Consider the following 12,662-nt stretch of genomic DNA (forward strand, 5'->3'; position numbering starts at 1 on the left):
CCGGCATAGGGTGGTTTTAGCCTGCCACAATAAAGCACAACGACAGGCCTATCAGGCCTCGCCCACCTGCACCACCAACTTTCCGAAGTTCTTGCCTTCGAGCAGGCCGATAAATGCCTCGGGTGCGTTTTCCAATCCCTGCACAATCTGCTCGCGATACTTGATCTTGCCTTCGGCATACCAGGCGCTCATGTCCCGGGCAAATTCGCTGTAGCGATGGCCGTAGTCGTTGAAGATGATGAAGCCCTGCATGCGCATGCGTTTCTTCAGGATGGTTTCGAGCAGCAGCGGCAGGCGATCCGGTCCATCTGGCAGCTGGGTGCTGTTGTATTGCGAGACCACCCCGCAGACCGGTACCCGTGCGCTGGTATTGAGCAGCGGCAACACCGCATCGAAGACTTTGCCACCGACATTCTCGAAATACACGTCGATACCGTTCGGGCAGCGTTCGGCCAACTGCTGCGGGAAATCGTCCGCGCGGTGGTCGATACAAGCGTCGAAGCCAAGCGTCTCGACCGCATGCCGGCACTTCTCGGGCCCGCCCGCGATGCCGACAACCCTGCAGCCCTTCAATTTGCCGATCTGGCCGACAGTAGCGCCAACGGGGCCTGTGGCTGCGGCAACCACCAGCGTCTCCCCGGCCTTCGGTTGGCCGATATCGAGCAGGCCCATGTACGCGGTGAAGCCCGGCATGCCCAGCACACCCAAGGCATGGGAGGGATGTTGCATTTCCCGGTCGAGCTTGAGCAGGCCTTCACCGCTGGACACGGCGTAGTCCTGCCAGCCGTTGCCGCTAAGCACCCAGTCACCTTCGCGATAATCCGCATGGCGGGATTCGACGACCCGACTGACCGTGCCGCCGACCATGACATCACCTACTTCCACGGGCGCGGCGTAGGACGGCCCGGCGCTCATGCGTCCGCGCATGTAAGGGTCCAGGGACAGGTAAACAGTGCGCAGCAGCAACTGGCCGTCCTCGGGTTTAGGGGCTGGAGCGGTTTCCAGGCGGAAGTTATCGGGCGTCGGTGCGCCGTTGGGACGGGAGGCGAGGTGAACGCGACGGTTATGTTGCGGATTCTGGGTCATCGAGGTGTCTCCAACGTCTGGGCAACGTATAGCCGAAATGAAGTTGATGGAGGGAGCAGCCTGTGCCGATGTTCAGCGGGCGGGTGTATCTAACGCTGTGTTCACCAGGGACGCTTGGATCGTTTGCCGTCGCCAGGCTGCCCAGCATCTGAACAGGGCGGGCCAGCCGAGTTCGAGAAGCTTTGGCGACGGGCGCGCATTGCCGCTACCGGTGCGGCTTAGCCAGGCAAGTACGGCGTTTGGGCCCCTTTCGAAACGGCTGAAACGGTCGCTCTTTGCGCGTGTCAATAGGTCACGTTCGATTTTTGCTTCATTTCGTTGCGGGGCACTGAACCTCATTCGCGTTCCTCGGTCCGAGCTGAGCGCTGTGCTCAAACGCCAGACCGGAATGACACCTGCCTCTCGATCATGGATCAAGCGACTTATGGATCAGATATACGCCGTCGTATTGTCGTACAAGCGTAAAGGCTTGCTTAAGCGTTGCCTGGATGGCATCAGTGCTCAGACCCGGCCATGCGACGCCATCATCGTCGTCGACAACGCCAGCCATGACGGAACTGAGGAGATGCTGCTCGACTCAGGAATTGCAAATCTCAAGGTATACGTGCTGTCGCGCAATACCGGTGCCTCGGGGGGGTTCAGTGCCGGGTTTCGCATCGCCTATCAGCAAGGAGCCGATTTTGTCTGGATGATGGATGATGACGTCATCCCCGAACCGGATGCTCTGGAAAAGCTGGTAGAGGCTAATGAGCGGCTCCGGGAGCGTGAAAAGCCATGCTCATTCCTCATTTCAACGGCTCATACCGACGAGGGGCTGCTGACTAATGTTCCCCGCATCGATGAACGTACCAATGCGATTGATTATGAAAATTGGCCGGCACTGCTCGACATCGGGGTGATCCCCGTACGTCCGGCTACTTTCGTTTCGATCCTCGTGCCTCGGGCGTCGTTGCAACAGCATGGCCTGCCTATCGCACCCATGTTCATGTGGGGCGACGATACCGAATTCACTTTGCGCATCAGCCAGGAGGTACCGGGTTATCTGGTGGCGGCGAGCAGGGTGCTGCATGTGCGGCGGGTCAGCGGTGCCATCGATATCCTCCGGGAAACGGATCCGAAGCGGGTTGCGTTGCATCGGCATCTGGTGCGCAACGAACTCTTCGTGGCGCGTAAATACTTTCGCAAGCGCCGTATCCTGGGCTTGCTGTTCTCACGCATGGGGCAAGTCCTGCAGATGCTGCGGCGCCGTCAATTTACCAAGGCCAGGATTGTTGTGAATGGCCTGCTTGAAAGCGTGCGCTTTTCGCCAGAGCCAGAAGCGGCCGACGCACCGGTGGAGGCGCTGGGTGTAAGCGTGCGCGAACTGATCCCAAAGTTGTCGAGTGCTGTTCTGAAGGCAGCTGACCCTTCACAGGCTCCGGTCGATGCGCCAACCGCTGTAGCAAGTGAGCTTACAGTGACGCAGGAAACCATGGGCTCGGCGCTTGCACCTCAACCCAAGTCGAACATGCGTGTCCTGGTGTGTGGCGCCGGAGGCCAGGTGGGCAGCTGTCTGGTCAATCAAGCTGCCAGCTTTGGGCTGGAGGCCATCGGGCTGACGCATCAGGATCTCGATATAACCCTTCCTGCGCAGATCAATCGGGCGATCGAACAGTACCAGCCGGCGCTCATCATCAACGCGGCGGCCTATACCAACCTCGATCATGCCGAAGCCGAGGTCGCTCATGCCGAAGCGGTGAACAGCGAAGGTGCAGCCAATCTGGCTCAGGCCGCCAAGCACTTCGGGATTCCATTGTTCCACCTCTCCAGCGAGTACGTTTTCTCGGGCGAAGCCTCGGTGCCTTATCGGGAATCCGACCCGGCAGTGCCGATCTGCGTCTATGGCGAAACGCGTCGGGCAGGGGAGATCGCCATCAGCGAGACATTGGACCGATACCTGATCTTGCGCACCAGCTGGATCTACGGTGAGCACGGCAACAACTTCGTCAAGACCATGCTGAGTTTGGGCCGCAAGACCGACGAAATTTCAGTCGTCAGTGACCAGATCGGCTGCCCGACCCGCTCACGCAGTGTTGCGCGGGTGCTGATCGAGTTGGCGCTGCGCTACTGCCGCGACGGCGATCTCGAATGGGGGCTTTATCATTACAGCGGCACGTCGCCCTGTTCGTGGGCTGAGTTCGCTGTCGAGATTTTCCGGGAAGCCGAGCGGGTTGGCTTGATCGACAAGGCGCCCAAGGTGCTGCCGGTGACCAGCGGGAGCCTGCCGCGCGCTGCGGCCAGACCGGCCTGGTCGGTGCTCGATTGCAGTCGGATCGAAAGTACCTTTGGCATCAAGCCCAAGCCGTGGCGCGACGAGCTGCGCCATGTGATCAGGCAGATGAACGACGTTCCGTCCGCGCCCTTCGGGCCGGCACCCAGCCGTGTACCGTTCAGAGCCTATCCACAGATTGGCGGTGAAGGGCCTAGCCTGGCCCGATTTGCGATTGCGCAAGGAGCAGGCCAACGCTGAACCGTTCAGGGTGAAAACTTTTTCCGAATGTAACGGTCTGAGCTACACGTTTAGCGAATGGAATTCCGTGATGACCGATTCAGCTGTTCGACGCGTAGGTGTTTCAGGTACAGGGATGATCTCGCACTGTTTCGTTCGGCTGATCATGCAGCACTATAAGGACCTGCACGTCAGCCGGGTCCTGACCCGCAGAAGTATCGGCACGTTAGGCGATTTCCCCTTGCCGGAAACATTGACGAATTCCATTGACGAACTCATTGCTCACTCGGACATCATCGTCGAGTGCACTGGGGACGTATTCTTCGGGACGGAAGTGATCGAGCGGGCATTCGAAGCCGGATTGCCGGTCGTTACCGTCAATGCTGAACTCCAGGTCACCACTGGGTCCTATCTGGCCGGCAAGGGTTTGTTGACCGAAGCCGAAGGCGACCAGCCCGGGTCATTGGCCGCGTTACGCGAGGAGGCCCTGCAAATGGGCTTTCAGCCGCTCGTATACGGCAACATGAAGGGCTACCTGAACCACGACCCGAGCCGCGAAGAAATGGTCTACTGGTCCAAGCGGCAGGGCATCAGCATCGAGCAGACCACCTCCTTCACCGATGGCACCAAAGTGCAGATCGAGCAGGTGGTGGTCGGCAATGGTTTCGGCGCGACCATTACTCGACGTGGCCTGGAAGGCCTGGCTTCTACCGATCTGAACCGCAGCGGCAATATCCTTGGGCTGATCGCTGATGGCATCGGCCAACCCATCGTCGATTACCTTCTGCCAAGCGGCTACCCGGCTGGCGGGGTCTTTCTGGTCTGCCGTCACGACCAGGAGCAAGCCCCGGCGATCGAGTACTTCAAACTGGGTCCCGGCCCGTATTACGTGCTGACACGCCCGTTTCATCTGTGCTCACTCGAGGTCGGAAAGACAGTGCGCCGTGTTCTGGCCGGCGGCGGCGTGCTACTGAACAACTCCACTGAGCCCACCCTAGGTGTTGCGGCCATCGCTAAGCGCGATATGTGGGCGGGCGACATGATCAGCCGGGGTATTGGCGGCTTCGATGTGCGCGGCGAAGCGGTGCGGCTCGCCGATGAACTCGACCATGTGCCCATCGGTCTGCTGCGCAACACCGTGCTCAAACGGGCCGTCGAGCAAGGGCAATTGATCACCTTCGACGATATCGAGATACAGCCCAGCCGCGCCCTGGACCTCGTTTTCCAACAGCGTCAGAAAGTGATGGAGCGGGGCCAGTTGCGCAGCCAGCCGGATGGGATCGTTCAGCAGGTTCAGGAACAATGAACAAGCTTCAAGACGAGGCGGAAATCTGGGCAGACGGCTACAGCTTCGTCGAGTTCCAGCGAACCGGGACCGGTCTGGTCCCGTATCACCATGAGTCCCGTCCCTTATCTTCGACGCCGCCAGTCTCGGTGCCGATGCCTTTGCCAGAGGCCAAGTCGGGGCGTGGTTGGACGCCCTGGGTCCTTCTTGCGTGAATGGGGAGGCGGTTCACGTTAACCGATTGAATCATGCCGGTCGGGACTGATTGCCAAATGTAGCGGTTGCACCCATTTCGCTGACCGCAGTGAAAAGGTTTCGCGCTATGCGAACGACCGCACCGCCAAAGCTAGCGGCTTCGTACTGGGCATCCTGCTCGTTTTGAAACACTGCCAGCACGCTGCCGTAGGAGTAAACGACTCCCCACTGGCCAGCGTCTTCTGTGTCCATTTTCGTCATGTCCATGATGTCTTCCTTAGAAATGTTACGAGGTGTGACGGAATCACGGCGCATAGATAGCATGCCGTCAAAAGATCGACAATTGCCGTTCGGCGGCAGGGCTAAAGGAGGTCGGCTTTAGCGCTCAGAAATGCAAATAAGCCGACAAGCTGCCTGTGCCGACCCTGACTGGCGCCTCATCGAAATGAGCGAATCCCGTGGCGCCCCAGTGCCGTATCAAGTACTTCTGCGCGGCTCCCCTGGATGCGTTTCATGCCCCATCGGCGTGGTGTTGGGCAGCGTCACTTCAGGCTCTGCGAAGTCGGGGCTGTGCACTTCCGAATCGAGGGGCATGTGGCTGTACCGCTGCTTATCCGTCACGTTCTGATGCCGTGTCCGTTGCTCGACCTCGGTCAGGATGCGCTTGGCCTCGCAGCGTCCGCTGATCCCGCGCGCCAATGCCATGCCGCCCATTGCCAGCTGCAGCAGGCCGCTTATGCCTCCGCGGCGCAGGCCTTTGCCCAACAGCACTAGCCCGCCAGCGACTGACGCGCTGCGTTCCCAGCCATGCACATTCTGGGGAGTGGCCTTGTCGAAAAGTCGATTCATGATGGTTCCTTATGTGGCTTGTCGTTGTCATAAGGTTTGGCATCGTCGTGCGGCAACTCGTTCTCAGCAGTGGATGAGTGGCGTGATCGTCGGCGCTGTGGTGACCACACCGATAAAGGCTTGACAGTCGAGCATGGCTACCGCAGATTGCGCTAAACGTAATCTGATTACGCGAAAATAAGAATGGCGTTCACAATAGCGCGCCCCAACATGCAGTCGTGGCAAAGAATATGGATGCACACACCTACTACCGTACCCCTTCGCCTCGTCGGCTCCGGAGCGCTTGGGCGTCCAGAGAGATGAATGGCCTCACGGTTCCGGCTATTCAGTGCTGTCACGCTGATGAGCATAAGCAGTCGCGCCGTTTCACCTTGACCCGGCAGAGCAGGGTGGTGGCGCCGCGATCCGCTGATTTCTATCCGATGATCAGCGAAGCCCCAGTGAGTCGCTGAATGAAAATCCTTGGCTTCCGCCTCACGCTTGGCGACCACCTCGGTCGCAGCGTTCGGGGCATTTCCTGTGCACCACCGGCCTGACGCTTTCGCGTCGACCCTCTCATGCACAGTTAATCAAGGAGCCAAATCATGGCCGACCTGTTTGAAAACCCAATGGGCCTCATGGGCTTCGAGTTCATCGAATTCGCCTCGCCCACCCCGAACGTCATCGAACCGGTGCTGGAGAGCATGGGTTTCTCCCATGTCGCTAATCACCGCTCGAAAGATGTGGCGCTGTACCGTCAGGGCGAAATCAACGCCATCGTCAACCGCGAGCCCAAGGGCGTCGCGGCGTATTTCGCCGCCGAGCACGGCCCGTCGGTGTGTGGCATGGCGTTTCGTGTGAAAGATGCGCAGAAGGCCTATACCCGTGCGCTGGAGCTGGGTGCTCAGGCCATCGAGCTGCCTACCGGCCCGATGGAACTGCGTTTGCCTGCGATCAAGGGCATCGGCGGTGCGCCGCTGTACCTGATAGACCGCTTCGGCGAAGGTAGCTCGATCTATGACATCGATTTTGTCTTCCTCGAAGGTGTCGATCGTCACCCTGTGGGTGCCGGGCTGAAAATCATCGATCACCTGACCCACAACGTGTACCGCGGTCGCATGGCCTACTGGGCGGACTTCTACGAGAAGTTGTTCAACTTCCGTGAGATTCGCTACTTCGACATCAAGGGCGAGTACACCGGCCTCACTTCCAAGGCTATGACCGCGCCGGACGGCATGATCCGTATCCCGCTCAACGAGGAGTCGTCGAAGGGGGCGGGGCAGATCGAGGAGTTCCTCATGCAGTTCAACGGTGAAGGCATCCAGCACGTCGCCTTCCTCACCGACGACCTGATCCAGACCTGGGACAAGCTGAAGGCCAGTGGCACGGTTTTCATGACTGCACCGCCGGAAACCTACTATGAGATGCTCGAAGGGCGGCTGCCCAACCACGGCGAACCGGTGGAAGCGCTAAAGTCCCGCGGCATCCTGCTCGATGGCGCCTCCGAGAACGTCGAACAGCGGTTGCTGCTGCAGATCTTCTCCGGCACCTTGCTGGGGCCGGTGTTCTTCGAATTTATCCAGCGCAAGGGCGACAGTGGCTTCGGCGAAGGCAACTTCAAGGCGCTGTTCGAATCCATCGAGCGTGATCAGATTCAGCGTGGCGTTTTAAGTACCACCGACTGATCGATAGACGGCAGCCGGGCATGATCGGCTGCCGCTATCTCGAAGCAATCCCGCGTTTCCTACGACCCCAGCGATGCCAAATGCGGTTGCCCGGCATCGCTGCATCGCGCGAACATCTGCCATCTTCGACCGACTGGGCGTCCTTACATGCCCAGGGCCGTTTAGCCTGCGGCGTCCACCAGCACCAGTTCGGCGTCCTCATGGGCGGTGACCCTGATGAGCGTCTCGCCGTGGATAGCGGCGCCATCGCGCGTCTCCAGCGCCACGCCGTTGATTTCCACCTTGCCCTTGGCCGGCACTAGATAACCGTAGCGGTCAGCATCGGCGAAGCGGTACTCGATCGTCTCACCGGCCTTCAGAGTTGCGCCTAGCACCCGCGCATCGGCGCGGATCGGCAGCGCATCCTCGTCACCTTTCAGTCCGCTGGCCAAGGCCACGAACTGGCCGGAACGGTCATCCTTGGGAAACGGTTTGGAACCCCAGGCTGGCGGCTCGCCACGGCGGTCGGGGATGATCCAGATTTGAAAGATCTGCGTGACATCCGATTCGAGGTTGTACTCGGAATGGCGAATACCGGTGCCGGCACTCATTACCTGTACGTCACCTGCCACGGTGCGACCCTTGTTGCCGAGGTTGTCCTCATGGGTGATCGCTCCTTCACGCACATAGGTAATGATTTCCATGTCGGCGTGGGGATGTGGTGGAAAGCCAGTGTTGGCAGCGATGGTGTCATCGTTCCAGACCCGCAGTGCTCCCCAGTGCACGCGCTCCGGATCATGGTACTCGGCGAACGAAAAATGATGCTTGGCATCGAGCCAACCGTGATGGGCGCCACCAAGGGTATTAAAAGGGCGATGTTCGATCATGCTGTTTCTCCAGGTCGATTCGTTTTCGATGGAGCCACTATAGGCAGCAGGAACAATCTTTAGAATGGAATGGATGGAATAAGATACTTTCCATTTATTAGATTAATATCAGGCGCCTGCTAAGTAACCGCGAGGAAGTCAGGAATGGTCATGATCGAATTAATTCGAGGCGTGTTATGAAGAGGCTACCGGATCTCGAAGCCTGGGCGATCTTCGCCAAGGTGGCCGAAACGGGTTCCTTCGCCCGGACCGCAGCCGAGCTGGGCCTGTCGCAAGCCACCATTTCCAAGGCCATCACGCGACTGGAAGCGCGCATGAAAACCATGCTCTTCCACCGGACCTCACGGCGGATGTCGCTGACCGAAAGCGGGCATGCCGCGCTGGAGCGCGCCGCTCGCATCCTGGCCGAGGGCGAGGCGGTGGAGGCCGAGGTAACCGAGCAATCAACCAGCCTGCGCGGGCCCATCCGGATTGCGGCACCGATGTCGTTCGGTGTTTCGCACCTCGCGCCGCTCCTGCCGGAATTCATGGCGCGTCATCCCGACGTGGTGCTCGACGTCAGTTTCAGCGACGAGATGGTCGATCTGGTTGCCCAAGGGGTCGATCTGGCACTGCGGATTTCGACCCTGGCCGATTCCAGCTTGTTGGCCAGGCGCTTGTGCGCCGTGCGCGTCCTGCTGGTTGGCTCACCGGCCTATTTCGAGCGCCATGGGCGTCCCGGCCACCCACGCGATCTGACCGGACATCGCATATTGCAGTACAGCTACTCTCGCGGTGGCAACAACTGGCGGTTTCGCCATAAACGGCATGGAGAGTTCGCCCAGGCGCTGTCCGCGTCGCTGTTGGCCAACAATGCCGAGGCGTTGGCACCGGCATTGCGATCGGGACTGGGGATGGCGCTGCAACCGGAGTTTCTGGCTTGGAAAGACTTGCAATCGGGAGCGCTGGAGACGGCGATGGACGATTGGCAAGTCGAGTCGATCGCGCTGCACATCGTGACCCCGCCAGGGCGCAGCCGTCCGGCTCGCGTGCAAGCGTTGATCGAATACCTGGCCGAACGCTTCGCCGCCGCGCCGTGGGCGCAGGCCGATGGGGGCTGACGTGATCGCCCAGGCCGCCCTTGTTATTCGCTGCCACCGCTTGGGATTCGCCGCGACTGTGGACTTGCCCAACCAGCCTAAAGGCGTAGCATGACGGGTAGCATATGAATCATCGAGGCACTGATGCGATATTCCGAAGATCACAAAGCCCAGACCCGCCAACGCATCGTCGAAGAGGCCGCACGGCGTTTTCGTCGCGACGGTGTGCACGCCACCGGCCTGCAGACATTGATGAAAGCGCTGGACTTGACGCACGGTGGGTTTTACGCCCATTTCAAATCCAAGGATGAGCTGGTCGAGGAGGCACTGCGTTATTGCGCGAGTGAGCTCGACGAAATCACCACCAGCAGCCTCTCAGGCGACCAACCGCTGGCCACGTTCATTCGTCATTACCTGTCGAAAGGCCACCGCGCCACCCCGGCGCAGGGCTGCCCGTTTCCCACTCTGTCGGCCGAGCTGGGCCAGCGTGGTCAGGCCAGCCCGGTCACCGACGAGTCGGTGAGCAACCGATTGGCGCAGATTGGCGCCCACCTTGAAGATGACCAGCACGCGGCGATGGTGCTCAGCGCCCTGGTAGGCGCGTTGATGTTGTCGCGCAGTGTGGTCGATCCGCAATTGTCCGACCGCTTGCTCGAGGACACCCGCGCCAGCCTGCTGAAGCTGACTGGCGCGGATATACCGCAGTCCTAGGCATTCGCTCTGTCGCGCGGTGCCGGCTGGTTACGCGAGAGATTCGGCCCCAACGCCGCGCGTGCCGCTAGCAGGCGGTTCCAGTCCTCGGCGTCCGGCTACGACGGCAGGGTGACTGTCTCGCCCAGGTCGAACCCGCACAAGGCGGAGTTCACCATCGCTTCCACTTCCATCACCATCTGCGCCGGCACGTGGTCGAGGCCGCCTCCGCTGCGCTCCCATATTTCGGTGCTGGAAGCGCCGGTGATCAGTGCCGTTTCGTGGGTGTAGGCGATGTGCATGGAATGTCTCTAGAGATTTGCCGAATCAGTCGGCATGGGCATGGCGCTGTCAGCAGCATGAGGATGGGGGGCGTGGTGTGGTGGTGATAGCGGCCGTGGCATGGGGCTTTCCTCGATAGATGGATGCAGCGTGCTTTACATGATGGTTATCATGTGTTTTATATGTTGACCATAATTTAATAAGGCTTGCAACCGCCCATCTGTCGAGGACTCGCCATGAACTATGCAGAACGTGAAGAACGTCTGGCCACCTGGCTGGATGCAGAGAACGCTGCTCGCGCCCAATTGGGAACGCTCGGTACCGTGCCGCTCGCTGAGGCCGCCGCGATGACGCCTCATGCATTCTTCGATGCCATTGGTCGGGGTGAACTGCCGCGGCCGCCGATGGGCGAGCTGATGGGCTTCGTACCGGTGGACTGGGCGTCAGGCTATTTCCTGTTCCAGGGCACCCCGGACGAGCGCCATTACAACCCGTTGGGAAGCGTGCATGGCGGCTACGCAGCGACGCTTCTGGACTCCTGCATGGGCTGCGCGGTGCATACCCGACTCCAGGCAGGGCAGGGCTATACGACGACTGACCTACGGATCACTTACATCCGTGCACTGCGCGCCGGTGTCGGGCCCGTGCGCGCGGAGGGCAGGGTGGTGCATGTAGGCCGATCGACCGCTGTCGCCGAGGGGCGTCTGTACGACGTGGAGGACCGCCTCTATGCCATCGGCTCGACTAGTTGCCTGATTCTTGATCTGAGCGCCCGCGGCTAAGCCGTTGGAGGTGCCGCTCCTAGGGGCGAGCCCGCAGGACAGTACGCAGGCCGTCATCTGCATAGCCTGATGGTGTGTCGACCATTTGAAAGCGAGGTATGAAATGAGTAGTGGAAATTCAGTCCGTATCGTAGTGACGGGCACAGGTGTCGTCGGGCCCCTGGGATGTGGAACGGAGGCGGTATGGACCCGTCTGTTGGCAGGGCAGTCAGGCATCCGTCCGTTGCCTGGCGATATATCGGAGGGCACCGGTTGTGCCATCGCGGGTCAGGTACCGACCTTGGCCGAGGACAGCGAGGCGGGCTACGACCCAGATCGCCACATCTCTGCCAAAGATCGCAAGAAGATGGATCGTTTCATCGAGTTTGCGCTCGTGGCCGCACACGAAGCGCTTGACCAGGCAGGTTGGCACCCCACCGACGAGGCAAGACGCGAGCGAACCGCCACCATTATCTCATCGGGCGTGGGTGGTTTCGATGCGATCGCCGAGGCGGTGCGCACCACGGACCAACGCGGACCTCGTCGGCTCTCGCCATTCACCGCACCTTCCTTTCTCGCCAACATGGCGGCCGGCCACGTGTCCATCCAGCATGGTTTCAAGGGGCCGCTCGGCGCGCCGGTAACCGCCTGCGCAGCAGGGGTGCAAGCCATCGGCGATGCCGCCCGGATGATCCGCAGCGGCGAAGCGGACATTGCGGTGTGCGGCGGGACCGAGGCTGCCATTCACCGCGTCACGCTCGGCAGCTTTGCGTCGGCGCGTGCGCTGTCCACTGGTTTCAATGACCGCCCGCAGCAAGCGTCGCGCCCGTTCGATCGTGATCGCGAGGGCTTCGTTATGGCTGAGGGCGCTGGCCTGCTGGTAATCGAGTCATTGGAACATGCGCTGGCACGCGGCGCGCAGCCTCTGGCGGAACTGGTCGGTTACGGCACCAGCGCCGATGCCTATCACCTGACGGCCGGCCTTGAGGATGGCAGCGGCGCCCGACGCGCGATGGAGCAGGCGCTGCGGCAGGCCGGTATTGCTCCCGGCGAGGTGCAGCACATCAACGCCCATGCGACGTCTACCCAGGTGGGCGATCGGGGCGAGCTAGGCGCCATTCGATCGTTGTTCGGGACAGGGTCGGGCGCAGCGATTACCTCGACCAAATCCAGTACCGGCCATTTGCTCGGCGCCGCCGGTGGAATCGAAGCCATTTTCACGGTGCTGGCGCTACGCGATCAGATCGTCCCGCCCACGCTGAACCTCATCAACCCCGACGAGGCCGCCGACGGCCTGGATCTAGTTGGCCTGACGGCGCGAAGAATGCCGATCGAGTACGCCTTGTCGAACGGGTTCGGGTTCGGCGGCGTCAATGCCAGCGCGCTGTTCCGTCGTTGGGATTCTTCCAGGTGAATT

13 protein-coding genes are annotated in these 12,662 nt (G+C 60.7%); 8 read left to right on the forward strand and 5 right to left on the reverse strand.

Annotation, left to right across the window (positions count from 1 at the left end; all coding sequences use genetic code 11):
- Positions 1-51 precede the first annotated feature (51 nt).
- Positions 52-1,086, reverse strand: a complete 1,035-nt coding sequence (locus ACL0K2_RS00330) for an NADP-dependent oxidoreductase (RefSeq protein ID WP_045161815.1) — start codon at positions 1,084-1,086, stop codon at positions 52-54.
- Between the two features lie 37 nt (positions 1,087-1,123).
- Between ACL0K2_RS00330 and rfbD the strand changes: the two genes are divergently transcribed.
- The 3 genes from rfbD (at position 1,124) to ACL0K2_RS00345 (ending at position 5,074) form a co-directional block, all read left to right on the forward strand.
- A complete protein-coding gene (gene rfbD / locus ACL0K2_RS00335; protein ID WP_413043487.1) occupies positions 1,124-3,595 on the forward strand; it encodes a dTDP-4-dehydrorhamnose reductase in 2,472 nt (823 codons plus the stop codon).
- Between the two features lie 115 nt (positions 3,596-3,710).
- Positions 3,711-4,880, forward strand: coding sequence for an NAD(P)-dependent oxidoreductase (locus ACL0K2_RS00340; protein WP_413044407.1), 1,170 nt, complete (start codon positions 3,711-3,713; stop codon positions 4,878-4,880).
- Positions 4,877-5,074, forward strand: a complete 198-nt coding sequence (locus tag ACL0K2_RS00345; protein WP_045161817.1) for a hypothetical protein — start codon at positions 4,877-4,879, stop codon at positions 5,072-5,074. Before ACL0K2_RS00340 ends, ACL0K2_RS00345 begins: the two co-directional genes overlap by 4 nt.
- A 31-nt stretch (positions 5,075-5,105) precedes the next feature.
- Here the strand turns inward: ACL0K2_RS00345 and ACL0K2_RS00350 are convergent, their stop codons facing one another.
- Together ACL0K2_RS00350 and ACL0K2_RS00355 are read right to left on the reverse strand one after the other, a co-directional pair.
- A complete protein-coding gene (locus ACL0K2_RS00350; RefSeq protein WP_045161818.1) occupies positions 5,106-5,321 on the reverse strand; it encodes a hypothetical protein in 216 nt (71 codons plus the stop codon).
- A gap of 210 nt (positions 5,322-5,531) precedes the next feature.
- The gene (locus tag ACL0K2_RS00355) at positions 5,532-5,906 is read right to left on the reverse strand and encodes a YgaP-like transmembrane domain (RefSeq protein ID WP_045161819.1); all 375 of its coding nucleotides are present in this window, start codon (positions 5,904-5,906) and stop codon (positions 5,532-5,534) included.
- 581 nt (positions 5,907-6,487) lie between these two features.
- Between ACL0K2_RS00355 and hppD the strand changes: the two genes are divergently transcribed.
- Positions 6,488-7,567 carry a 4-hydroxyphenylpyruvate dioxygenase gene (hppD, locus tag ACL0K2_RS00360; protein WP_413043488.1) on the forward strand — a complete coding sequence of 360 codons (1,080 nt, stop codon included), beginning with the start codon at positions 6,488-6,490 and terminating at the stop codon, positions 7,565-7,567.
- 161 nt (positions 7,568-7,728) lie between these two features.
- Here the strand turns inward: hppD and ACL0K2_RS00365 are convergent, their stop codons facing one another.
- Positions 7,729-8,433 carry a pirin family protein gene (locus ACL0K2_RS00365; protein ID WP_413043489.1) on the reverse strand — a complete coding sequence of 235 codons (705 nt, stop codon included), beginning with the start codon at positions 8,431-8,433 and terminating at the stop codon, positions 7,729-7,731.
- Positions 8,434-8,609: 176 nt separating this feature from the next.
- On the opposite strand from ACL0K2_RS00365, the gene ACL0K2_RS00370 reads away from it, so the two are divergent.
- Together ACL0K2_RS00370 and ACL0K2_RS00375 are read left to right on the forward strand one after the other, a co-directional pair.
- On the forward strand, positions 8,610-9,533 hold the full coding sequence (locus ACL0K2_RS00370) for a LysR family transcriptional regulator (protein WP_413043490.1): 924 nt from the start codon (positions 8,610-8,612) through the stop codon (positions 9,531-9,533).
- A gap of 123 nt (positions 9,534-9,656) precedes the next feature.
- Complete coding sequence (locus tag ACL0K2_RS00375; protein WP_045161824.1) at positions 9,657-10,223, forward strand: TetR/AcrR family transcriptional regulator; 567 nt, start codon at positions 9,657-9,659, stop codon at positions 10,221-10,223.
- Between the two features lie 98 nt (positions 10,224-10,321).
- Here ACL0K2_RS00375 and ACL0K2_RS00380 read toward each other — a convergent pair whose 3' ends face one another.
- Positions 10,322-10,504, reverse strand: a complete 183-nt coding sequence (locus ACL0K2_RS00380) for a hypothetical protein (RefSeq protein WP_413043491.1) — start codon at positions 10,502-10,504, stop codon at positions 10,322-10,324.
- Positions 10,505-10,720: 216 nt separating this feature from the next.
- Here ACL0K2_RS00380 and ACL0K2_RS00385 point away from each other — a divergent pair, with 216 nt between their 5' ends.
- Both ACL0K2_RS00385 and fabF read left to right on the forward strand, forming a co-directional pair.
- Positions 10,721-11,266 carry a PaaI family thioesterase gene (locus ACL0K2_RS00385; RefSeq protein WP_413043492.1) on the forward strand — a complete coding sequence of 182 codons (546 nt, stop codon included), beginning with the start codon at positions 10,721-10,723 and terminating at the stop codon, positions 11,264-11,266.
- A 103-nt stretch (positions 11,267-11,369) separates the two neighbouring features.
- A complete protein-coding gene (gene fabF / locus ACL0K2_RS00390) occupies positions 11,370-12,659 on the forward strand; it encodes a beta-ketoacyl-ACP synthase II (protein WP_413043493.1) in 1,290 nt (429 codons plus the stop codon).
- The last annotated feature ends 3 nt before the right edge of the window (positions 12,660-12,662 follow it).

The sequence above is a fragment of the Pseudomonas sp. YJ42 genome (genome assembly GCF_047225135.1).
Taxonomy (GTDB): Bacteria; Pseudomonadota; Gammaproteobacteria; order Pseudomonadales; family Pseudomonadaceae; genus Stutzerimonas; species Stutzerimonas stutzeri_E.

Bases quoted from the DNA above. Each gene is read 5' to 3' on its own strand.
- ACL0K2_RS00330 (WP_045161815.1), bottom strand. From the start codon at position 1,086: ATGACCCAGAATCCGCAACATAACCGTCGCGTTCACCTCGCCTCCCGT.
- rfbD (WP_413043487.1), top strand. From the start codon at position 1,124: ATGAAGTTGATGGAGGGAGCAGCCTGTGCCGATGTTCAGCGGGCGGGT.
- ACL0K2_RS00340 (WP_413044407.1), top strand. From the start codon at position 3,711: ATGATCTCGCACTGTTTCGTTCGGCTGATCATGCAGCACTATAAGGAC.
- ACL0K2_RS00345 (WP_045161817.1), top strand. From the start codon at position 4,877: ATGAACAAGCTTCAAGACGAGGCGGAAATCTGGGCAGACGGCTACAGC.
- ACL0K2_RS00350 (WP_045161818.1), bottom strand. From the start codon at position 5,321: ATGGACATGACGAAAATGGACACAGAAGACGCTGGCCAGTGGGGAGTC.
- hppD (WP_413043488.1), top strand. From the start codon at position 6,488: ATGGCCGACCTGTTTGAAAACCCAATGGGCCTCATGGGCTTCGAGTTC.
- ACL0K2_RS00365 (WP_413043489.1), bottom strand. From the start codon at position 8,433: ATGATCGAACATCGCCCTTTTAATACCCTTGGTGGCGCCCATCACGGT.
- ACL0K2_RS00370 (WP_413043490.1), top strand. From the start codon at position 8,610: ATGAAGAGGCTACCGGATCTCGAAGCCTGGGCGATCTTCGCCAAGGTG.
- ACL0K2_RS00375 (WP_045161824.1), top strand. From the start codon at position 9,657: ATGCGATATTCCGAAGATCACAAAGCCCAGACCCGCCAACGCATCGTC.
- ACL0K2_RS00380 (WP_413043491.1), bottom strand. From the start codon at position 10,504: ATGCACATCGCCTACACCCACGAAACGGCACTGATCACCGGCGCTTCC.
- ACL0K2_RS00385 (WP_413043492.1), top strand. From the start codon at position 10,721: ATGAACTATGCAGAACGTGAAGAACGTCTGGCCACCTGGCTGGATGCA.
- fabF (WP_413043493.1), top strand. From the start codon at position 11,370: ATGAGTAGTGGAAATTCAGTCCGTATCGTAGTGACGGGCACAGGTGTC.